General features: G+C 75.1%; 18 protein-coding genes. 14 read left to right on the plus strand and 4 right to left on the minus strand.

Annotated features, from left to right (window positions below; genetic code table 11):
- Nucleotides 1-13 precede the first annotated feature (13 nt).
- The 14 genes from ABZ573_RS20685 (at nucleotide 14) to ABZ573_RS20750 (ending at nucleotide 13,673) form a co-directional block, all read left to right on the plus strand.
- Nucleotides 14-280, plus strand: a complete 267-nt coding sequence (locus tag ABZ573_RS20685) for an acyl carrier protein (RefSeq protein WP_132234722.1) — start codon at nucleotides 14-16, stop codon at nucleotides 278-280.
- Nucleotides 280-564, plus strand: coding sequence for an acyl carrier protein (locus ABZ573_RS20690; protein ID WP_358119986.1), 285 nt, complete (start codon nucleotides 280-282; stop codon nucleotides 562-564). Before ABZ573_RS20685 ends, ABZ573_RS20690 begins: the two co-directional genes overlap by 1 nt.
- Nucleotides 557-1,639: a beta-ketoacyl synthase N-terminal-like domain-containing protein gene (locus ABZ573_RS20695; protein ID WP_358119989.1), complete on the plus strand. Its 1,083-nt coding sequence runs from the start codon at nucleotides 557-559 to the stop codon at nucleotides 1,637-1,639. Before ABZ573_RS20690 ends, ABZ573_RS20695 begins: the two co-directional genes overlap by 8 nt.
- On the plus strand, nucleotides 1,636-2,193 hold the full coding sequence (locus tag ABZ573_RS20700) for a beta-ketoacyl synthase chain length factor (protein ID WP_151455924.1): 558 nt from the start codon (nucleotides 1,636-1,638) through the stop codon (nucleotides 2,191-2,193). Before ABZ573_RS20695 ends, ABZ573_RS20700 begins: the two co-directional genes overlap by 4 nt.
- On the plus strand, nucleotides 2,190-3,806 hold the full coding sequence (locus ABZ573_RS20705) for a class I adenylate-forming enzyme family protein (RefSeq protein ID WP_358119993.1): 1,617 nt from the start codon (nucleotides 2,190-2,192) through the stop codon (nucleotides 3,804-3,806). Before ABZ573_RS20700 ends, ABZ573_RS20705 begins: the two co-directional genes overlap by 4 nt.
- Entirely contained in the window at nucleotides 3,803-5,041 is a 1,239-nt protein-coding gene (locus tag ABZ573_RS20710; RefSeq protein ID WP_327028652.1) for a beta-ketoacyl-[acyl-carrier-protein] synthase family protein, read from the plus strand. The genes ABZ573_RS20705 and ABZ573_RS20710 overlap by 4 nt, the downstream gene beginning before the upstream one ends.
- Before the next feature lie 71 nt (nucleotides 5,042-5,112).
- Complete coding sequence (gene hppD, locus ABZ573_RS20715; protein WP_358119996.1) at nucleotides 5,113-6,216, plus strand: 4-hydroxyphenylpyruvate dioxygenase; 1,104 nt, start codon at nucleotides 5,113-5,115, stop codon at nucleotides 6,214-6,216.
- On the plus strand, nucleotides 6,213-7,142 hold the full coding sequence (locus ABZ573_RS20720) for a phytanoyl-CoA dioxygenase family protein (RefSeq protein ID WP_358119999.1): 930 nt from the start codon (nucleotides 6,213-6,215) through the stop codon (nucleotides 7,140-7,142). The genes hppD and ABZ573_RS20720 overlap by 4 nt, the downstream gene beginning before the upstream one ends.
- Nucleotide 7,143: 1 nt before the next feature.
- Nucleotides 7,144-7,941, plus strand: coding sequence for a DUF3050 domain-containing protein (locus ABZ573_RS20725; protein ID WP_358120002.1), 798 nt, complete (start codon nucleotides 7,144-7,146; stop codon nucleotides 7,939-7,941).
- Entirely contained in the window at nucleotides 7,938-8,909 is a 972-nt protein-coding gene (locus ABZ573_RS20730) for a thiamine pyrophosphate-dependent dehydrogenase E1 component subunit alpha (protein ID WP_327028648.1), read from the plus strand. Before ABZ573_RS20725 ends, ABZ573_RS20730 begins: the two co-directional genes overlap by 4 nt.
- Nucleotides 8,910-9,881 carry a transketolase C-terminal domain-containing protein gene (locus ABZ573_RS20735; RefSeq protein WP_151455916.1) on the plus strand — a complete coding sequence of 324 codons (972 nt, stop codon included), beginning with the start codon at nucleotides 8,910-8,912 and terminating at the stop codon, nucleotides 9,879-9,881. It begins immediately after the preceding gene.
- On the plus strand, nucleotides 9,882-11,240 hold the full coding sequence (locus ABZ573_RS20740; RefSeq protein ID WP_358120006.1) for a hypothetical protein: 1,359 nt from the start codon (nucleotides 9,882-9,884) through the stop codon (nucleotides 11,238-11,240).
- A gap of 164 nt (nucleotides 11,241-11,404) precedes the next feature.
- Entirely contained in the window at nucleotides 11,405-12,661 is a 1,257-nt protein-coding gene (locus ABZ573_RS20745; protein ID WP_358120009.1) for a hypothetical protein, read from the plus strand.
- Nucleotides 12,662-12,698: 37 nt separating this feature from the next.
- A complete protein-coding gene (locus ABZ573_RS20750) occupies nucleotides 12,699-13,673 on the plus strand; it encodes a phosphotransferase (RefSeq protein ID WP_358120012.1) in 975 nt (324 codons plus the stop codon).
- A 94-nt stretch (nucleotides 13,674-13,767) separates the two neighbouring features.
- Here ABZ573_RS20750 and ABZ573_RS20755 read toward each other — a convergent pair whose 3' ends face one another.
- The 4 genes from ABZ573_RS20755 to ABZ573_RS20770 form a co-directional block, all read right to left on the minus strand.
- Nucleotides 13,768-14,988, minus strand: a complete 1,221-nt coding sequence (locus ABZ573_RS20755) for a tetratricopeptide repeat protein (protein ID WP_358120042.1) — start codon at nucleotides 14,986-14,988, stop codon at nucleotides 13,768-13,770.
- Nucleotides 14,928-16,403, minus strand: coding sequence for an NB-ARC domain-containing protein (locus ABZ573_RS20760; protein WP_358120015.1), 1,476 nt, complete (start codon nucleotides 16,401-16,403; stop codon nucleotides 14,928-14,930). Before ABZ573_RS20760 ends, ABZ573_RS20755 begins: the two co-directional genes overlap by 61 nt.
- Nucleotides 16,404-16,561: 158 nt before the next feature.
- Nucleotides 16,562-17,209, minus strand: coding sequence for a response regulator transcription factor (locus ABZ573_RS20765; RefSeq protein ID WP_151455055.1), 648 nt, complete (start codon nucleotides 17,207-17,209; stop codon nucleotides 16,562-16,564).
- Entirely contained in the window at nucleotides 17,173-19,098 is a 1,926-nt protein-coding gene (locus ABZ573_RS20770) for a histidine kinase (protein ID WP_327028642.1), read from the minus strand. The genes ABZ573_RS20765 and ABZ573_RS20770 overlap by 37 nt, the downstream gene beginning before the upstream one ends.
- Nucleotides 19,099-19,227: the final 129 nt, after the last annotated feature.

Here is a 19,227-nt window from a genome sequence, read left to right on the forward strand (position 1 = left end):
AAAGAGGTTAACCATGCGACCCGAGATCCGCGCCTTCGTCGTCGAGCAGCTCGAGGACATGAACTACGACGTCGAGGGCCTCGACGACGAGACGACCCTCGGCCCGTCCGGGGTGGACCTGGAGTCGTTGGCCCTCGCCGACCTCGCCGTGCGCGTCGAGGACCGCTACGGCCTGAAGTTCGCCGACGACGAGTCCGAGAAGCTGGCCCTGATGACGGTCGGCGAGTTCACCACGATGGTCGCCGACCGGGTCGCCGGGGCGCCGAGCGACGACTCCTGATGGCCGGTCAGCCCGACCTGGAACGGGCCGACCTGGTGACCATGCTCGCCGATCTCGCTGGCAAGCCCGCCGCCGAGGTCGGTGACCGGATCGGCTCCATGGAGCTGGCCTGGCTGGTGCACCTCGTCGAGCAGCGCCTCGACCGGCGCCTCGACCTCACCGACGACCAGCTCGCCGGGATCCGTACCGTCGACGACGCCCTGGCGGTCTTCCGGGCGTGCCTGGCGGCTGCGACCCCGCCGCACACCCCGCCCGGTCCGATGACCACCGCCGCCGATGGCTGAACCGGCGGCCGTCCAGCTCACCGGCGTCCACGCGACCAGCGCGCTCGGCAGGGGACCCGACGCGCAGCTCGCCGGCGTGCTGGCCGGCGTCCCGGCGTTCCGGCCGGTGGACCGCTTCGACACCGCACCCCGCCGGGTGGACGCCGCCGCCGTCCTGCCCGACGCCGGTGACCTGGCCGCCGAGCTCGCCGAGGCGGTCGACGCGGCCTGCCGGGACGCCGGGCTCGACGCCGGTCGCCGGGCCGGCACGGCCCTGCTGCTGGCGGTGCACGGCGGCGCGCACGTGCCGGCGCTCACCACCGCGCTGGCCGCCCGGACGGGGCTCACCGGCCCGGCCCGGGCGTACACCACCGCCTGCGTCTCGGCCAGCAGCGCGGTCGCCGACGCCGCCGCCCTGATCCGCCGGGGCGACGTCACCCGGGCGGTGGTGGCCGCCGGCTACCTGGTCGAGCCGGACCAGTACGCGCTCTTCGACGCCGGTCGCGCCCTCGCCACCGACGGCGCGGTGCGCCCGTTCAGCGCCGGCCGCACCGGCCTGCTGCTCGGTGACGGCATCGCCGCGGTGGTGCTGGAGTCGCGGGCCGCCGCCCGGGGCGCGGTCGCCGACCTGCTCGGCTGGGGCCGGGCCGGGGACGCGTTCCACCCGTGCCAGCCGGAGCCGGGCGGGCGGGGCCTGGCCCGGGCGGTCACCGCGGCGCTGCGCCGGGCCGGACTCCCGGCGGAGGCGATCGGGTACGTCAACGCCAACGCCACCGGCACCGGCCACAGCGACGCCGCCGAGGCGGCGGCCCTGCGCACCGCGCTCGGCGCGGCGGCGGCACGCGTCCCGGTCAGCTCCACCAAGGCGCTGCACGGGCACGCCCTGGAGGCCTCCGGCCTGCTGGAACTGGTGGTGACCGTGCTCGCCCTGCGGCACGGGAAACTGCCCGTCAACGCCGGCTGGCTCGGCCCCGACCCGGCCTGCCCGCTGGACGTCGTCCGCGACGCGCCCCGGCCGGCCGCCACCGGGTACGCGCTGAGCCTCAACGCCGCCTTCGGTGGCGCCAACACGGCGCTGCTTGTGGGTGCGGCATGAGCGGCACCGCGCAGCACCCCGCCGGCCGACTGACCGTGCTGGCCGAGGCGGCCTGGCCCGAGCCGGGCGACGGTGCGCCGCCGCCGGTGCCCGGGTACGTGCACTCCAGCTTCCCGCCCCTCGTCGCGGCCGTCGCCGAGCGCTGCCTGACCCGGGCGTACGGCCGGCGGCCGGCCCCCGACGGCGAACGGACCGCGGTCGTGCTGGTCAGCGCGGCCGGGGACCGGGCCAGCGCGGCGCACGTGCGCGCCACGGTCGCCGCCGGCGGCCGGCCCGGGCCGCTGTTCTTCTTCCAGTCGGTGCCCAACAGCGTGGCCGGGCACGTGGCCGCCCGGTGGGGCCTCGGCGGACCGGTGCTCTGCCTCGCGCCGACCGGCGACCCGCGGGCCGAGGGCACCGCCGAGGCCGAGCTGCTGCTGCACGACGGCGACGCCGACCGGGCGTTGCTGGTCCTGATCGAACAGGCACCCGTCGACGGCGGTGCGCGGGACGCGGGCGGACAGCCCGGAGCCCGAGCCGTCGCGGTGCTGCTGGGGGGAGGAGACGCACCATGAGGAAGAGGGGACTGCGCGGGGCGCTGGCCGCCGACGAGCGGATCGGCGCCGGCAACGTGCTGGCCCGGGTGCTGGCGCACGGCGCCGACCCGGACGGGCCGGGCCTCACCTTCGACACCGCCGTGGACGGCCACCCGGCCGGGCGGGCGCTCACGCTGGGCCGGCTCGACGAGCGGGTCGCCGCCCGCGCCGCCTGGCTGCACGAGCGGGGGATCAAGCCCCGCGACCCGGTCGCCGTGTGGGCCACCGCCGCCGCCGACATGGTGCTCAGCTTCCTCGCGCTGACCCGGCTCGGCGCGATCCCGGCGCTGATGAACGGCGGGCTGCGCCCCGAGATCGCCGCCGAGTACGTGCGTCGGCTGCGCGGCGTCGGGGTGCTCGCCGACGACGCGCACCGCGCCCTGCTGGCCGGCCACGACCTCGGCGTGCCGGTGCTCGGCACCCCGGCCGAGGCGGGCACCGGCGATCCGGCCGCCGCGCCGCAGCACTACCGGCACCACGGCGACGACCCGGTCGTCATCACCCACACCTCGGGCACCACCGGGGTGCCCAAGGCGGTGCTGCACTCGCACGCCAGCCTCTTCGCCGCCACCCGGCACCTGCTCGCCATGCCGCAGGCGCAGGGCACCGGCCGCATCCTCAACGCGCTGCCCGCCCCGCACACCGCCACCGTGCTCATGGTCAACCAGGCCCTCGGCAACCGCGCCGAGATGCTCCTGCTCTCCGACCAGGGCGGGGAGCGGGTGCTGGAGGCGATCCAGCGCTGGCGTCCCGACGGGGTGTTCGGGTTCTCCGTGACGTGGGCGGAGCTGGCCCGCTTCGACCTGTCCGCGTACGACCTGGACTCGGTGTCGCTGTGGTTCAACACCGGCGACTGCTCGCACGAGCCGCACGTGCGTCGACTCGTCGCGGTCGGCTCCCGCGACGTGCTGACCCGCGAGGGGGTCACCCGGGTTCCCGGCTCGGTCTTCATCGACGGGCTCGGCTCCAGCGAGATGGGCCACTCGATGTTCCACATCACCCACCGCGCCGACACCGACCGGTACGGCCGCTGCGTCGGCCGGCCCTACCGGTTCGCGAAGGTCGCCGTGCTCGACGCCGGGGGCGACCAGGTGCCGGCCGGCGAGGTGGGCTGGCTCGGCGTCGACTCGCCGTCGCTGTTCCGGGGCTACTGGAACGACTCGGCCACCACGTACCGGTCCCGGCAGCAGGGCTGGTACCTCACCGGCGACCTGGTGTACGCCGACGCCGAGGGCCGCTACCACCACCTGGACCGGGCCGTCGACGCGGTCGACGCGGGGGACGGGCGGTGGTTCTACACGGCACTGTCCGAGGAGCGCGTCCTCGCCGCCTGCCCGGACGTCACCGACTGCACGGTGGTGATCACCTCGGGGGCCGACGGGGTGGTCACCGACGTGCTGCTGGAACTCGCCGCCGGCGTCGATCCCGCCGAGGACCGCACCGAACGGGTCCGGGCCGCGCTCGGCCCGGACGTCGGCGCGACGCTGCGCCGGGTGGTGCCGGTCCGCTCCGCCGACATCCCGGTCACCGTCACCGGCAAGGTGCGCAAGGTGGTCCTGCGGGAGCGCTACCTCACCGAGGCGCCGTCATGACGGCCGTCATTACCGGGATGGGGCTGTTCACCCCCGCCGGGCGGGGCGTCGACGCCACCTTCGACGCGCTCTGCTCCGGCCGCTCCGGGCTGAGCCGGCCGCCGGCCGGGCACCCGGCGGCCGGGTCGCTGGAGGTGGCCGGCGTGCTGCCGGACGTCGACCCGCGTACGGTCGCCACCGGGCCGGAGACCAGGGTCCTGGACCGGGTCGTGGTGCTCGCCCTGCTCGCCGCCGCCGACGCGCTCGCCGACGCCGGCATCGAGGTGGGGCGGGACGTGGACCCGGGCCGGATCGGGGTGATCGTCGGCGGCGTCGGCGGGATGGCCACGCTGGAGGCGCAGGTGCTCGCCCGCGCCGCGCGCGGCCGGTCGGCGGTCAGCCCGTACCTGCTGACCGGGATCCTGCCGAACATGCCGTCGGCCCGCATCGCCATCCGCCACGGCATCCGCGGCTACACCTCGTCGGTCGGCACCGCCTGCGCCTCCGGCGCCCAGTCGATCGCCGACGCGCTGCGGCTGATCCGGGCCGGGGAGGCCGACGTGGTGCTCTGCGGCGCCAGCGAGGCGCCCCTCTTCCCGACCTTCGCCGACACCTTCGGCAACGCCCGGGCGCTCGCCCGGGGCTGGGCCGACCCGACGGCGGCGAGCCGTCCGTTCGACGCCCGCCGCAACGGGTTCGTCCTCGCCGAGGGCGCGGCCCTGCTGGTGCTGGAACGCGCCGAGCACGCCGCGGCCCGGGGCGTCACCGGCTACGCCGAGGTCGCCGGGTACGGGGCCACCACCGACGCGTACCACCCGACCGCCCCGAGGCCCGACGGCGCGGGGGCGGCGGAGTGCATGCGGCGCGCGCTGGCCAGCGGCGGCGTGCCCGCCGCGCGGGTCGGCTACGTCAACGCCCACGGCACCGGCACGAAGCTCGGCGACATCGCCGAGACCACCGCGCTGGCCGACGTGTTCGGTGCCGGCGGGGTGCCGGTCAGCTCCACCAAGGCGCTCACCGGCCACCTGCTCGGCGCTTCCGGGGTGCTGGAGGCGGCGGCCACCGCGCTGGCGCTCGGCCGGGGCCTGCTGCCGCCCACGCACAACCTCGACGACCCGGACCCGGCCTGCCCGGCGGACCACATCCGCGCCGAGCCGCGCAGGACGGACACCGGATACGCGCTGACCAACTCCTTCGGCTTCGGCGGGCAGAACGTGAGTCTGCTGCTCGCGCGGGCCGCCCGGCCGAGGGACTGACCCCGCACCATCCCGGGCGGACCGCGCCCGGACGGCAACCACGGCGGAGACCGTGGAAAGGGCTGAGGACATTGGACATCCGAGCAATCGACCACATCGAACTCTTCGTGGGGGACGCCCGGCAGGCGGCCTTCTACTTCGACCGGGCGGTCGGCTTCCAGCTGCGCGGCCAGGGCGGTCCCGAGACCGGGCTGGCCGACCAGCGGTCGCTGCTGCTGAGTCAGGGCGACGTCCGGATGGTGCTCACCACCGGGCTCACCGCCGAACACCCAACGTCGCGGTACGTGCAGCGCCACGGCGACGGCGTGGCCGTGGTCGCGTTGGAGGTCGACGACGCCGCGGGCGCGTACGCCGAACTGGTGCGCCGGGGAGCGGTGGGGGTGACGCCGCCGACCACCTTCACCGGCGCGGACGCCGAGGTGGTGACCGCCGAGGTGGGGGGCTTCGGCGACGTGCTGCACCGCCTCGTGTCCCGCCACGGCGACCGGGGCGAGTTCCTGCCCGGGGCGGTCGAGATGACGCCCCCCGACGACGGCGGCGGCAAGCTGCTCGTCGAGATCGACCACCTGGCGGTCTGCGTGCCGACCGGGCAGCTCGGCGAGACGGTCCGGCACTACCGGGACGTGTTCGGGTTCGCGGAGGTCTTCGCCGAGCACGTGGAGGTCGCCGGGCAGGCGATGAACTCCACGGTGGTGCAGAGCCCGTCGGGCCGGGTGACCCTGGTGCTGCTGGAACCCGACCGTTCGCGCCGGCGCGGGCAGCTCGACGCCTTCCTCGACCAGCACGCTGGCGCCGGGGTGCAGCACCTGGGGCTGCGCACCGACGACATCGTCACCGCGGTCGCCACCCTCGCCGAGCGGGGCGTGCGCTTCGCCGGCACCCCGGCCAGCTACTACGACGCGCTGGAGGCGCGGGTCGGCCCGGTGGACGCGCCGCTGGACCGGCTGCGCGACCTCGGCGTGCTCGTCGACCGCGACCACGCCGGTCAGCTGCTGCAGATCTTCACCGAGTCCATGCACGTACGCCGCACGCTCTTCCTGGAACTGATCGAGCGGCGCGGGGCGCAGACCTTCGGCAGCGGCAACATCAAGGCGCTCTACGAGGCCAAGGAACGGGAGCTGGCCGCGGCGGGCACCACCGTCGCGGCCCCGACACCGCAGGAGGTGCGGACGTGACCGCGACCGAGTTCGAGCCGGCACTGACCGCCGAGGAGGAGGCGCTGCTGCCCTCCGACGACGACGTGGCGTTCTACGCCGCGCACGGCTGGTACCTGTCGAAGAAGCTGCTCACCGACGACGAGGTGGACGCCCTCACGGCCGCCGCCGACCGCTACTACGCCGGCGAGCGGGACCGCCGCCTGCCGGCGCGCCCGGCGCGGCTCGCCTACTGGGAGCCGTCGAAGGGCCCGGTGCAGCGGCACAACGACTACGTCCACCACGAGCACGACGTGCTCGGGGCGCTCCTGCGCAAGCCGCTGGTCGGCGCGGTCGCCGCCCGCCTCGCGCGGGCCACCGAGATCCGCGTCTTCCAGTCCACGCTGATCCAGAAGCCGCCGGTCTCGGGCGAGCCGTCGAACATCGTGCCCTGGCACTTCGACAAGCACTACTGGGCGTCCTCCTCGTCGGAGGACATGCTCACCGCGTTCATCCCGTTCCACGACTGCGGCGAGGAGATGGGCACCATCACCATGGTCGACGGCTCGCACCGCTGGGCGGAGATCGGCGCCGACGACACGGTGGTGCGCCACTTCGCCGACCGCGACCGCAGCCAGCTGGAGGAGATGCTCGCCGAGAACGCGGCCCACAACGGCGTGGAGATCCGCAAGGTGCCGATGGTGATCCCCAGGGGACACATGAGCTTCCACCACTGCCGCACCTACCACGGCAGCGGCGCCAACGTCAGCGGCCGCCCGCGCCGGGCGATCTCGCTGCACCTGCAGGACGGCGACAACGCCTGGCGGGAGTATCGGCTCTCCGACGGCACCCTCGCCGCGTACAACCACGACGTGCTGGTCCGCCGCACCGACGACGGGCGGCCGGACTACGCGGACCCCGAGTACTGCCCGGTCATCTGGCGCGACCGCGCCCCGCAGGGAGGCTGACATGTCACGGTACGACTGGGGTAGGACGCACCCGGGGATCGAACGGCTGGAGAAGGCGGTGGGCGAGCGCCGCGAGGCGGTCGTGCGGCACCCCCTCTACGCCGCTCTCGACACCCACGAGGCGCTGGTGACCTTCATGGAGCACCACGTCTTCGCCGTCTGGGACTTCATGTCCCTGCTGACGTCGTTGCAGCGGCAGCTCACCTGCGTCACCGTGCCGTGGATCCCCACCGGGCCGACGGGCAGCCGCCGCCTGATCAACGACATCGTCATGGTGGAGGAGAGCGACGAGCTGGGCGAGGGCCACATCAGCCACTTCGAGCTGTACGTGCGGGGCATGCGCGAGGCCGGCGCCGACACCACCGCCGTGGACACGCTGATCGACCTGCTGCGGGCCGGCCGACCGGTGGCCGAGTCGCTGGTGGCGGCCCGGGTGCCCGCGCCGTCGGCGGCGTTCGCCGCGACCACCTGGCGGATCATCGAGAGCACCCCGGTGCACTGCCAGGCCGCGGCCTTCGCCTTCGGCCGGGAGGACCTGATTCCCGACATGTTCACCCAGGTCGTCGCGGTCAACGAGCGCAGCCGGCGGCTGCACACGTTCGTCGACTACCTGGAGCGGCACATCGAGGTCGACGGCGAGCAGCACACCCCGATGGCCATGCAGATGCTGGCCGACCTGTGCGGCGACGACGACGCCAGGTGGCAGGAGTGCGCGGACACCGTCAACACCGCGCTCGCCGCCCGCGCCCGGCTCTGGGACGACATCCTCGCCGCCGTCAAGCAGAGGCGCGGCCGGTGACCGACGCCGACCCGGTCCGGCTCTACCGGGCGGTCCGGCTGATCCGCCGCTTCGAGGAACGGGCGATCGAGCTGGTCCGGTCCGGGCACGTCGTCGGCGGCATCCACCCGTACCTCGGGCAGGAGGGGATCGCCGCCGGGGTGTGCGCCGCGCTGCGGGCCGACGACGTGGTCGCCGGCACGCACCGGGGGCACGGGCACGTGCTCGCCAAGGGCGCCGACCCGGCCCGGATGATGGCCGAGCTGTGCGGCCGGGTCACCGGCCTCAACGCCGGCCGGGGCGGCTCGATGCACGCCGCCGACTTCGCGGTCGGCGTGCTCGGCGCCAACGCGATCGTCGGCGCGTCCGGGGCGATCGTCACCGGGGCGGTCTGGGCGCGCCGCCGCCGGGGCGACGACATCGTCGGGGTGAGCTTCTTCGGCGACGGCGCGGTCAACGAGGGGATGCTGCTGGAGGCCTTCAACCTGGCCGCGCTGTGGCGGGTGCCGGTGCTGTTCGTCTGCGAGAACAACGGCTACGCCACCACGATGCCCGTCGCGGGCGCGGTCGCCGGCAGCATCCCCGGCCGGGCCGCCGCGTTCGGCATCCCGGCCGCCGTCGTCGACGGCCAGGACCCCGAGGCGGTACGCGACGCCGCGAGCGCCGCCATCGACCGGATGCGCGCCTGCGGTGGCCCCGAGCTGATCGAGGCCCGCACCTACCGCTTCGACGCCCACCACACCTTCGAACACGCGGTACGCCTCGACTACCGCCCGCCCGACGAGGTGACCCGGGGCCGGTCCCGCGACCCGGTGGACATCCAGGGCGCGCGGCTGCCCGTCGAGGCCCGCGCCGGGGTGGACGCCGAGGTGGAGGAGGTGTTGACGCGGGCCGTCGAGTTCGCGCTCGCCAGCGCGGAGCCGGACCCGGCCGACGCCCTCGCGCACCTGTACGCCAGCGGCCTGACCGCGCGCACCGGAGGTGGCTAGATGCCCAGGCTCTCCTACCGCAGGGCGCTCACCCGGGCGCTCGCCGACGAGCTGGCCCGCGACGAGTCGGTGTTCCTGCTCGGCGAGGACATCCGGGTGGCCGCCTCGAACGTCACCGCCGGGCTGGCCAAGCGGTTCGGCCCGGACCGGGTGCGCGACACGCCGCTGTCGGAGCAGGCGTTCACCAGCTTCGCCACCGGGGCGGCCCTGGCCGGGATGCGACCGGTGGTGGAGTTCCAGATCCCGTCGCTGCTGTTCCTGGTCTTCGAGCAGATCGTCAACCACGCGCACAAGTTCCCGCTGATGACCGGCGGGCAGTGCGCGGTGCCGGTCACGTACCTGGTGCCGGGCTCCGGCTCCCGGACGGGCTGGGCGGGTCAGCACTCCGACCACCCGTACAGCCTCTTCGCCCACGTCGGGGTGACCACCGTCGTGCCGGCCACCCCGGCCGACGCGTACGGGCTGCTGGTGTCGGCGGTGCGCTGCGACGACCCGGTGGTGGTCTTCGCCCCCGCCGGGGCGCTGGACGTCCGCGCCGACGTGGACCTCGCCGCGCTCGCCCCGGTGCCGCTGGGCCGCGCCCGGGTGCACCGGCCCGGCGACGACGTGACCGTGGTCGCGGTCGGGCACCTGGTGCACGACGCCCTCGCGGTCGCCGAGGAACTCACCGACCAGGTGTCGGTGGAGGTGTTCGACCCGCGCACGCTGTACCCGTTCGACTGGGACGCCCTCGCCGAGTCGCTGCGGCGCACCGGGCGGCTGGTGGTGGTGGACGACGCCAACCGCTCCTGCGGCATCGCCGGGGAGATCATCGCGACGATGGTCGAGCGGGTGCGGCTGGTCGCGCCGCCGCGCCGCGTCACCCGCCCCGACGGCGCGGTGCTGCCGTTCGCCCCGGCGCTGGACCGGGCCGTGCAGCCCAGCCGTGAGCAGCTCCGGGCCGCCATCGGACACGTCATGAAGGAGGGATGAATGGACGACGTCGACTACCGCTGGCCCTCCGCCGCGCGGGCGTGGCTCGACCTGCCCGCGCCGGTGCGCGCCGAGATGGTGGCCGCCGGGGCCGAGTCCTGGCGGGAGGTCTTCGACGGCCGGGCCACGTACAACGAGCAGTGGCGGCTGGCCCGCCCGCCGGTGATGGACGAGACGTCGCTCGGTGTGCTCAACGCCGTCTCCGACCGCCTCGCCCAGCTCATCTTCGAGGCGTGCCGGCGGCGGGCCGGCACGGCGGGGGAGCTGCGCCGGCTGCTGAACGTGTCCGACGGCGAGACCCGGCTGCTCGACGACGACGAGCCGCTGACCGAGGCGCTGCTCGACGCGTTCCGGCCGGACGTGCTGCTCAGCGACGGGGTGCCCCGGTTCGTCGAGTACAACATCGACAGCAGCCTCGGCGGCGCGTTCGACGCCGACACCACCGTGCGCCGCTTCGTCGACGTCTACCGGCGGCGCGGCCTCACCGACCGGGTCCGCCTCGCGGCGGCACCCTCGGCCGTGGACCGGCGGTTCGCCGCGATCCGCACCGGCCTCGGCCTGCCCGAGGGCGCCCGGGTCGCCATGCTGATCGACTTCGACGCCGACTACCCGGGGCTCGACGACCCGCAGCGGTTCATCCGGCTGCTGTCGCCGGTCGTCGAGCGGGCCGCCGCGTGCGGCATGGACCTGGTCGTCGCACCGGTCTCTGAGGTCACACTGGACGGCCGGAAACGGCTCGTCGCCGGCGGGGCCCCGGTCGACGGGGTGTTCCGGCTCTTCGTGCCCAACCGGGTCACCCCGAGCGCCGGGGTCGACGCCCTGGCGGCGGCGCTGGCGGCGGGCACGGTGCCGATGTGGGTGTCGACGGCGGCGTGGCTGGTCGCCAACAAGCGGGCCTTCGCCTGGCTGTGGGAGGACGCCGACACGCTGCCGGCCGCCGACCGGGACCTCGTCCACCGGTACGTGCCGCGTACCTGGTCGCTGACGGCGGAACTGCTCGACCGGGCGGTCGCCGACCGGGCCGGCCTGGTGGCGAAGCCGGCCGACGGCTCCGCGGGGATGGACGTGCTGATCGGCCGGGAGACCGACGCCGACGCGTGGCGCGACGGGCTGACCCGCGCCGTCGACCGGGGCGGCTTCATCCTTCAGGAGTACGTGAAGGCCGACGACGTCGGGCTGGACTTCGTGCACATCGGGACCGGCGAGACGGTCGCCGCCGAGGTGCCGTACAGCATCGCCCCGTACCTGTTCGGCCGCCGGGCCGCCGGCGCCTGCATCCGTACCGGCTTCCCCGGCTGCGACGGCGTGCTCAACCTGGCCCGAGGCGTCCTCCTCTCCGGCCTGCTGGTGGTCGACTGACGCCGCGCGGCGCGGCGGCTCGCCCCCGCCCCGCCCCGGTGACCGGGTGCGGAGTTCCGGCGGATCCCGCACGCCGCGCCGCGCAGACGTTTGCAAGAGTCGATGTGAGCGGTTTGACTGGGGGTCGTCGACGACGATCGCCGCCTGCCTGAAAGGAGCCCGCCATGGGTCTTGGTCATCGATGGCTGTCGCGCACGGCGGCGGTGACGCTGCTCGTCCTCGCCGGGCTGGCCGTCCCCGGCGGTCCCGCTGCGGCGGCGAACGCGGATCCGAAGTTCACGTTCGACGTGACCGGTACGACGGTCCCGTCGGGGGTCGGGAAGAAGCGGATCCACCTCAGGCTCACCAATCTGACCGACAGGACGCCGAGAGAGGCGATCTTCTACGTCCGCCCTGGCGAGCAGGACTGGCCGGACGGGATCTCATTGATGTGGCCGGAGGGCGGTGGCTCCGGCGAGTGCGACGGCGATGCCGCGGGTTGGTACTGCCGGATCGGTCCGAACGCGCTTCCGGAGCTGCTGCCGGCAGCCGGCGAGACGGTGGATCTTCCCTTCGACGTCAACGTGCAGGAGAACCAGCAGCCCTACGAAGGCAGGTTCTCCGTCGAGGCCGGCATGGCCTGGGGCGACGAGCCGACGCAGACCGCTGCCCCCAAGTGGTTCACGCTCAGGTTGGTCGACGACCCCGAGGCCGATCTGTCGGTGGTGGCGCCGGACGTGAAGCAGTCGGTACGCATCGGTGCGGGCGGCCGGCTCGAACCCACCGGGACGTTGCAGCCGGGTGAGATGGGCGCGGTGCGGTACCGCATCGTGAACCAGGGCCGCAAGGCGGTCGGTGGCATCAAGGTCACGCTGCGCCTGCCCGAGGCGGTGACGTTCACCCGACCGCCGAAGGAGTGCGTCGTCGCTCGCGACCGGCGGTCCGCCGTCTGCACCTACGACACGCTCGCGCTGATTCCGGCCGGCCAGGACACCGACCCGACCGACGGCAGTCACTCCGCCGTCGAGTTGCACGATCTGGTGACGGTGGCGGCCGCCACGAAGGCACCCGTCACGTTGGCGGGCGGGACGGTGCAGGTCGAGGGCCTGACGGCGCGGACGGACGGCCGCTCCGGTCTGCCGCGCACCGAGCTGCCGGCGAACGCCGTCGCCGTGCCGGCGGCGGATGTGGACGACAGCGACAACCGGGACGGGTTCGCGGTCCTGGTCGCGGCAAAGGGCGGTGCCGGGGACGACGGCGGCGATGGCGGCGGCGATGGCGATGGCGGCGGCGGGGGCGACCTGCCGATCACCGGGCCACGGGTCGGACTGGTCGCGGGAACCGGTCTCGCCCTGGTGGTGGGCGGCGGAGTCTTGTTGCTCCTCGCCCGGCGCCGCCGCGTGGTCGCGGTGCGCGGCGGGGGCGGGACGCCTGCCGCCTGATCTCCCGCCGCGGGAGCCCGCCGGGCAGGATAGCCGGGTGGGTGGCGCGCGGGTGGGGCTGACGGTCGACGAGCTGCTGCCGGTGGCGCGGGCGGCGTTCGGGCGGGGGCGGGCGCTGGTCTCGGTGCGGCGGCTGACCGGCGGCACGAAGAAGGGCGTCTACCGGCTGACCCTAGACGACGGGTCCACCGGCGTCGCCTACGTCTGGCACCCGGGGGAGGACTACTGGCCGGCGGCGGCAGCGGCACCCGACGACCCGTTCGGGCACGCCACCGGGGCCGGCCTGTTCACCGCGGCGCACCGGGAGCTCACCGCCGCCGGGGTGCGGGTGCCCCGGCTCCTGCTGCACCCCACCGCGACTCTGCTGCCGGGCGAGGTGGCCGTGGTGGAGCACGTCCGGGGCGGCACCCTGCACGACCTGCGCCGGCGCGACCCGCGCCGCGCCGGGTCGGTGCTGGCTCGGCTGGGCGACGCCGTCCGGAACATGCACGCCCGGCATCGCGACCGGTACGGCCGCCCGGGGTTCGACGCTCCGACGGCGGGGCGGCCGGTGGAGCGGCTCGTCCTCGACCGGGCGCTGCGCGACCTGACCGAGGCCGCCGCCCGGGTCGAGCGGGTCGCGGCCGTGCGGGACCGCCTCGCCGACGCCCTGGCCGAGCGGTACGCCGCCGTGGCGCCCCGCTCCCGCCATGGACTGATCCACGGCGAACTGGGCCCGGACCACGTGCTGGTCGACGACCGGGACCGCCCGGTGCTCGTCGACATCGAGGGCACCATGTTTTTCGACGTCGAGTGGGAGCACGCCTTCCTCGAGCTGCGCTTCGGCGACGACTATCCGGCGCTGGCCGTGCCCGGTCTCGACGAGGACCGGCTGCGCCTCTACCGGCTCGCGACCTACCTCTCGTTGGTGGCGGGCCCGCTGCGCCTGCTCGACGGCGACTTCCCCGACCGGGCCGGCATGCTCGACATCGTCGCGCACAACACCACCCGGGCGCTGGACCAGCTCGCCTGAGCCGTCCTGGTCCGAGCCGACCGGGCTACGTCTGAGCCGGTCCGGGCCGAGCCGGCCGGGCTACGTCTGAGCCGTCCGGGCCGAGCCGTCCCGGCTACGTCCGGGCGGCCCGGACGGCCGACGCCTCGGCGCGGATCCGGGACGAGGCGGCCGGGTCCCCCGCCAGGCGGTGCGCCTCGGCAAGGGTGTCGAGGCCGATGGCCAGCCAACTCCGCGAGCCCACCCGCCGCCACAGGTCCACGGCGGCCTCCGCTCGCCGGCGGGCCTGCACCGGGCGGCCGGCGGCGAGCTGCGCCTCCGCCAGCGCGTACGCCGCCGCCGCCTCGCCCCACAGGTTGCCGAACTCGCGGTAGGTCCACAGGCTCCGCGCCAGCAGTCGACGTCCCTCGCCGTGCTCGCCCTGGCGGACGAGGACGTCGCCGAGCCAGCAGTTGGCGTGGGTCGCGGAGAGCCGGTCGCCGAGGTCCTCGCTGATCGCGGCGGCCCGTCGGAAGCAGTCGGCGGCGACCGGGTACGCGCCGAGGGCGCGGTGGCTCTGCCCCAGGCACCGCAACGCCTGGGCCTCACCGGGCCGGTAGCCGGCGGCCCGGCTCACCCCCAGACACTCCTCGAACCGTTGCCGGGCGGCGTCGACCCGTCCCTGTTCCAGGTCGATGACGCCGATGCCGTTGGTGGCGTAGACGAGGCAGTTCACGTTCCCGGTGGCCCGAGCCAGCTCGACGGCCTCCTCGAAGTGACGCACCGCCGGGTCGTACTGGCCGAGCAGCCGGTGCACGTACGCCAGGCCGGCGGTGGCGCTGGCCAGGAAGGCGGGGTCCTCACCGTGGGCGAGCAGCAGGGCCTGTTCGAAGTGGCCCAGCGCCTCCGGGTACCGGTCCAGGACGGTGGTGAGCTCGCCGAGGCAGCGGTGGAGCGCGGCGGCGCTGCGCTGGTCCGCGGCGTGCAGCGCGACCTTGAGCGCCCGGCCCTGGAGCCGTTCCCACTCGTCGAAGTGGCTGCGGACCTGGAAGAACGTGGTCAGCCCGGCGGCCAGCCCGGCGGCGAGTCCGGCGGTTGGCCCGGCGGCCGGTCCGCTCCCGGCGTCGTCGAGCGCCTGGTCGACCAGGGCGGTGAGGAAGCGGCGCTCGTCGTCGAACCAGGCCACCGGATCGGCGACGAACTGGTCGGTGTCCGCCGCCGGGAGCCGCCAGGACACCAGGTGGGCCGGTGGACTGCCCTGGAAGTCCGCCTTCAGGGCGTCCGCGGTCAGGTCGGTCAGCTGCAGGCTCGCGCTGAGCAGCCGGGTGAGCGCCTCCGTCCGGCTCTGCCGTGGCACCTCCCGCTCCAGCAGTTCCCGGCCGAGCAGGCGTACGAGGTCGTGCAGGCGGTAGCGGAATCCGCTGGCACCGACCGCCCCGATCTCGACCAGGTGCACCTCCACCAGTCGTCGAGGATGGCTTCCGCGTCGGAGAGGGTGGTGTCGAGCAGTGCGGCCAGCGTCCACGTGGCGAAGTCCGGCCCGGGCGACAGGCTGAGCATCAGCAGGGCCCGCTGCGCCGTCGGGGTCATTCCCCGGTAGGTGAGTTCGAGGCTGGCCCGTACGGCGACGTCACCGACGGCCAGTTCGTCGAGCCTGCGCTGCTCGTCGGCGAGCGCCTGGGCGACCCTGGTCAGCGGCCAATGCGGTCGGGCGGCCAGGCGCGCCCCGGCCACCCACACCGCGAGGGGCAGACCGCCGCAGGTCTGCACGATGAACCGGGCCGCGGCGGGCTCCGCGGCGGCCCGCTCGCGACCCAACATCTCACCCAGCAGCGCAAGCCCTGCGGCCTGGTCGAGGGTGCCCAGGGACAGCCGGCGGCTGCCGAGGTCCGCCAGCGTGGTGCGGCTGGTGACGATGGCGGCGCACCGACCGCCGTTCGGCAGCAGGTCGGTGACCTGCCGGGTGCTCGCCGCGTTGTCCAGGATGATGAGCATCCGCCGCTGTGCAAGCAGGGTGCGGTAGAGGTGGATCCGGCTCATCAGGTCCGACGGCACCGTGCCTCCGCGCACGCCGAGCGCGCGCAGGAAGGCGCCGAGGACCGTGCTCGGCTCCAGCGGCTCGTCGCCGAACCCGCCCAGGTCGATGTAGAGCTGGCCGTCCGGAAACTGCGCGGCGAGCAGGTGCCCGAGGCGTACCGCGAAGGCGGTCTTGCCGACGCCGGCCGGCCCGCTGACCAGCATGGTCACCGGCCCGGAGGCGGCCAGGTCCAGCAGCCGACGCGTCTCGGACAGCTCGCTGTCCCGACCGACGAACAACGGCAGGTCCGGTGGCAGGAGACAGGGGGCCACCTGCCGCGCGGCCGGCCCGTCCGGGCGGAGGCCGGCGTGCCTGTCCGGCTCGTCCCCGGCGGGTGCCGCCGGGGACGCGGCTCCCGGCTCGGCGGACGGGTCGGGATTCTGTCCCGGTGTGCCCACGGCCGACACGAAGTGGTCGGGCAGGGTCAACGCGCGGCGGGCTTCCACCCACTCCCGTACCGCCGCCGGATCGCCGCCGCAGGCCCGCACCAGGGCGGCGACCACCTCCTCCGACGGCAGCGAGACCCGGTTGAGCGAGGTCGCGACGGTGCTCGCCGGCAGCTGGTCCCCGGTCCTGCGCGCCCGCCGCTCCAGCGCCCGGTAGGAGAGCCGGGACCACGCCTTGACGCCGCGCAGCCGGGCGACGAACTCTGCTGCCGTCCGTGCCGTGCCGGGGCGAGGTAGCGGCGTCGTCACGGAGAGCATCCTATCGACGCCTGTCATGCCGGGCCATCCGCATGGTCGGCCCGCCGGAGCCGTGCCGCCAGCGTCGGCGGTGGCGCGGGCCGCGCGGGCGTGCGGTGGCGCCGGCCGCGACTGTCTCGGTGGCGGCTCCACGCCGGGGAGCGCGGAGGTCAGGCGTCGTTGAGGTACGCGAGGACGGCGAGGACGCGGCGGTTGTCGTCGGACGACGGGGGGAGGCGCAGCTTGCCGAAGATGCTCGCGGTGTGCTTGCCCACGGCGCTCTCGCTGAGGAACAGCCGTTGCGAGATGGCGGCGTTGGAACGCCCCTGGGCCATGAGTTCGAGGACGTCCCGCTCGCGCGGCGTGAGGCGGGCCAGGGGCGAGGCGGTGCCGCTGGCCGCCAGCAGCTTGGCGATCACCTCGGGGTCCATCGCGGTGCCGCCCGCCGCGACGCGGCGCACGGCGTCGATGAACTGGTCGGCGTTCAGGACGCGGTCCTTGAGCAGGTAGCCGACCGCGCCGGCCCCGTCGGCCAGCAGCTCCCGGGCGTAGAGCTGCTCGACGTGCTGGGACAGCACCAGCACCGGCAGGCCGGGGACGTCCCGCCGGGCGGCCAGCGCCGCCTGGAGGCCCTCGTCGGTGAAGGTCGGCGGCAGCCGCACGTCGACGATGGCCACGTCGGGCCGGTGCCGGGCCAGGGCGGTGCGTAGGGACGGCCCGTCGCCGACGGCCTCGGCGATGGTGAAGCCGTGGCTCTCGAGGAGCAGGACCAGCCCGTCTCTCAGGATGTGGAGGTCTTCGGCGAGGACGACGCGCACGGGATCTCCATGGTGACGACGGTGGGTCCGCCGGGCGGACTGTGCAGGGTCAGGGTTCCGTCGAATGTAGCGAGCCGCCGTCGGACGCCGCGCAGCCCGGTCCCCGCGGCCGGGTCGGCCCCGCCGGGACCGTCGTCGGCCACCACCACCCGGAGCACCCCGTCGCGGTACGACAGCGAGACGGAGATGTGGGCCGCGCAGCGGGCCGCGTTGGTGAGGGCCTCGCAGGTGACGAAGTAGGCCGCCGACTCGACCGGCGCGTCGAGCCGGCCGGGCAGGTCGACGTCCACGTCCACCGGCAGCGGGGTGTCGAGCGCGATCGCCCGGATCGCGTCACCGAGTCCGCGTTCGGCCAGCACCGGCGGATGGATGCCGCGTACCAGGTCGCGCAGCTCTGCCAGCGCGGCGGCGGACGTCTCCTGCGCCTGCGCCAGCACCAGCCGCGCCCGCGCCGGGTCGGTCTCCATGAGCCGCGCGACGGCGGCCAGGCCGAGCCCGACGGCGATGAGCCGAGCCTGGGCGCCGTCGTGCAGGTCGCGTTCGATGCGGCGCAGCTCGGCCGCCTGCACGTCGACGGCGTCGGCCCGGGTGGTGGCGAGGTGCGCGACCCGCGAGGCGAGCACAGCGGCCGCCGTGGGGGTGAGCAGGAGCCGGTCCCACGCCAGTCGCAGCCTCATCAGCGGCCCGGCCAGGCCGAGCCCGAGCAACGCCATGGCCAGCCCGAGGGGCATGCTCGCCCAGTCCGGTAACCACGACCCGACGAGGCCGACGTGCTCGAAGCCGAACCACAGGTAGAACGGGGTGACCCAGTAGCCGGTGGACAGGCCGATCGGCACCGCCCAGCTCGCCCAGGTCAGCGGCTGGCAGAACAGGGCGTAGAACCCGAAGCCGACCAGGACCGCCGGAACGAACGAGAGCGGGGCCAGGACGAGCGAGCCCAGTGCCCACAGCTGGTCCCGCCAGGTGGCCGGGTCGCCGAGCAGCCACCCCGGCCGCTGACCCTGGACGGCCGCCACGACATCGGTGTAGAGGACCCGCCCGACCCGGTAGTTGCCGTCCTCGCCGGGGCTGGGCGGCGGCGGGTACGGCCGGTACGGCGCGGGTAGGTCGGCGCCCGTCCACCGGCGGACGTGGCGTCGGTAGAGCTCCACCACCGACCGTGTGGCCGGCAGGGTGTACGGCAGCAGCCCACCCCACGACACGGCGGCGGTGAGCAGGTTGAGCAGCAGGCCGCCGAACGCGGCGAGGGACAGCCCGGCCAGGCCGGCCGTCCGCCAGGTCGCGGCCGACGCCCGGGTGACCCAGCGTCCGACCGCCGTCCGCGGCGGCTCGCCGCTCCCCAGCAGCACGCCGGCCCACAGCCCGTACGCCCGCAGCGCGCCCGGCGCGAGCAGGAACGCGGCCACGACGGCCACGGCGGCCACCGGCACCGACCACGCGGGCGGCCAGGGGGGCGACGCGAGCAGGAACCCGCCGGCCGCGATCAGCGCGGGTGGCACCAGGATCGGGACCGCGCCGGTGACCGGGGTGAGCATCAGCCACGCCCATTCCCGGCCGAGCGTCGGGTCCTTCGCGTGGTGGTCCAGCGTGAGCAGGAACGCCGGCACCCGGGGCGACCTGAACACCGTGTCCCCGTGGACGTACCAGCCGTCCGCGCGCCGGTGCGGTGCGGGTGGTGGCGACCGTACGGGCTCGGGGAGGTCCGCTCCGGCCCAGGCGCGGGCGAGCCGGCGGGCCAGCGCGGTCAGCCGGAACTGGCCGGAGAGGACGAGCGGGTAGGGGATCACCAGGGTGGCGGCGACCACGAGGAGGTACCCGTAGGCGAACCCGGCCGCGACCAGGACGACCAGGGCGACGCAGCGCGGTACGGCGAGCACGAAGCGGGTCACGGGTCGAGTCTTCGCCGCACCGACCGCCACCGCATCGGGGCAGGCTACCGACCAGGGGTGGGGCTGGGTACACCCCCATCGGGCGGCTGGACCCATTATCCGCGGCCGAGGAGATTCCTAGCGTTGCCG

Origin of the sequence: Micromonospora sp. NPDC007220, assembly GCF_040634035.1 — a bacterium.
Lineage (GTDB): Bacteria > Actinomycetota > Actinomycetes > Mycobacteriales > Micromonosporaceae > Micromonospora > Micromonospora reichwaldensis.

Bases quoted from the DNA above. Each gene is read 5' to 3' on its own strand.
- ABZ573_RS20745 (WP_358120009.1), top strand. From the start codon at position 11,405: ATGGGTCTTGGTCATCGATGGCTGTCGCGCACGGCGGCGGTGACGCTG.
- ABZ573_RS20685 (WP_132234722.1), top strand. From the start codon at position 14: ATGCGACCCGAGATCCGCGCCTTCGTCGTCGAGCAGCTCGAGGACATG.
- ABZ573_RS20710 (WP_327028652.1), top strand. From the start codon at position 3,803: ATGACGGCCGTCATTACCGGGATGGGGCTGTTCACCCCCGCCGGGCGG.
- ABZ573_RS20735 (WP_151455916.1), top strand. From the start codon at position 8,910: ATGCCCAGGCTCTCCTACCGCAGGGCGCTCACCCGGGCGCTCGCCGAC.
- ABZ573_RS20740 (WP_358120006.1), top strand. From the start codon at position 9,882: ATGGACGACGTCGACTACCGCTGGCCCTCCGCCGCGCGGGCGTGGCTC.
- ABZ573_RS20705 (WP_358119993.1), top strand. From the start codon at position 2,190: ATGAGGAAGAGGGGACTGCGCGGGGCGCTGGCCGCCGACGAGCGGATC.
- ABZ573_RS20725 (WP_358120002.1), top strand. From the start codon at position 7,144: ATGTCACGGTACGACTGGGGTAGGACGCACCCGGGGATCGAACGGCTG.
- ABZ573_RS20690 (WP_358119986.1), top strand. From the start codon at position 280: ATGGCCGGTCAGCCCGACCTGGAACGGGCCGACCTGGTGACCATGCTC.
- ABZ573_RS20700 (WP_151455924.1), top strand. From the start codon at position 1,636: ATGAGCGGCACCGCGCAGCACCCCGCCGGCCGACTGACCGTGCTGGCC.
- ABZ573_RS20695 (WP_358119989.1), top strand. From the start codon at position 557: ATGGCTGAACCGGCGGCCGTCCAGCTCACCGGCGTCCACGCGACCAGC.